The following is a 1,549-nucleotide window of genomic DNA, read 5'->3' as shown; positions in this document are numbered from 1 at the left end:
GCGGTACGCTCGGCGGCTCGGGCACGGTCGGGGCGGTGAGCGTCGGCAGCGGCGCGACGGTGGCGCCCGGCAACTCGATCGGCACGTTGAGCGTCTCCGGTAACGTCGCCTTCGCCTCAGGCTCGACCTATCAGGTCGAGGTCAACGCCGCCGGCCAGGGCGACAGGATCGTGGCGTCGGGCTCGGCGACGATCTCGGGCGGCACGGTGCAGGTGCTGGCCGAGAACGGCAATTACGCGGCCTCGACCAACTACACCATCCTGACCGCCTCGGGCGGGGTCTCCGGCCGTTTCTCGACGGTGACCTCGAACCTCGCCTTCCTGACACCGTCGCTGGCTTACGACAGCCAGAACGTCACGCTGACGATGACCCGCAACGACAATTCCTTCGGCCCCGATGGCCGCAGCTCCATCGCCGCGACCCGCAACCAAGGCTTCATCGCGATCGCAGCGGAGCGGCTCGGCGTCGGCAACCCGGTCTATGACGCGCTGATCTCGGCCACAGTGGCCGAGGCCCGCGCCGGCTTCAACCTGCTCTCGGGCGAGGCGCATGCCCAGGCGGTCAGCGTGATGATCGACGAGAGCCGGCTGGTGCGCGACACCATTCTGGGCCATCTGCGCGGCCCGCTGCTGACGCAGGCGCCCGGTCAGGTCGCGGCGAGTTTCTCCGCCGATCTGCCGGGCCGCAAGGGCGCGGTCGTGATGCCCGCCCCGGTGCCGCAGCCGCGTTATGCGCTCTGGGGCACGGCCTTCGGCGGCACGGGCAATACCGACGCCGACGGCAACGCCGCGAGCATGAGCCGCCGCAGCGGYGGSGCCCTGCTCGGCGCCGATGTCATGCTCTACGATTCGCCGGGYTCKTCGCTGAAGGTCGGCGTCGCCGGTGGCTACAGCCAGTCGCGCTTCGATCTCGATGCCCGCCTCTCGACCGGCAAGCTCGAGAGCGGCCATGCCGCGCTCTATGCCGGGGCCCGCTTCGGCCAGCTCAGGCTCGATGCCGGTGCAGCCTATAGCTGGTCGGAGAGCGACATCCGCCGCCAGGTCCAGATCCGCGGCTTCGGCGATCTCCTGCGCCTGCAGCGTCCGGGCTCGGTGACGCAGGGCTTTGCCGAGCTCGGCTATGCCTTCGCCTTCCGCGGGGTCGCGCTCGAACCCTTCGCGCAGTTGGCGCTGATCCGCGTCAGCACGGATGCCGGCACCGAGCGTGGCGGAGCTGCGGCCTTGCGCATTCTCTCCAGCGACCAGACGCTCGGCTTCACCACGCTTGGCCTGCGGGCCGAAGCGCAGCTCGGCGCGATGCCGCTGTTCGCCCGCGCCATGCTCGGCTGGCGCCACGGTTTTGGCGAGCTCACCCCGCAGGCCCGCACCGCCTTCGTCGCTGGCACCACCGCAGCCACGGTCTTCGCCGCCAGGATCGACCGCGACGCCCTCACCGCCGAGGCCGGCCTCGACTGGCGCATCTCGTCCGCCACCGCGCTCGGCCTGACCTACTCGGCGGCAATCGGCGAACGCTCCAGAGACCACGCCCTCAAGGGCAGGGTCGAGATGCG

At 70.9% G+C, this 1,549-nt stretch carries 1 protein-coding gene; it reads left to right on the top strand.

The window, feature by feature from the left end; translation table 11 throughout:
* On the top strand, positions 1–1,549 hold a 1,549-nt coding region (locus tag AC1DS0_RS30770; RefSeq protein WP_476817994.1), incomplete at both ends, for an autotransporter family protein.

Source organism: Allobosea sp. P4_H5, assembly GCF_056400825.1.
Note: the sequence above shows the minus strand (reverse complement) of the source record. Positions and strands in the feature narration are given on the sequence as shown.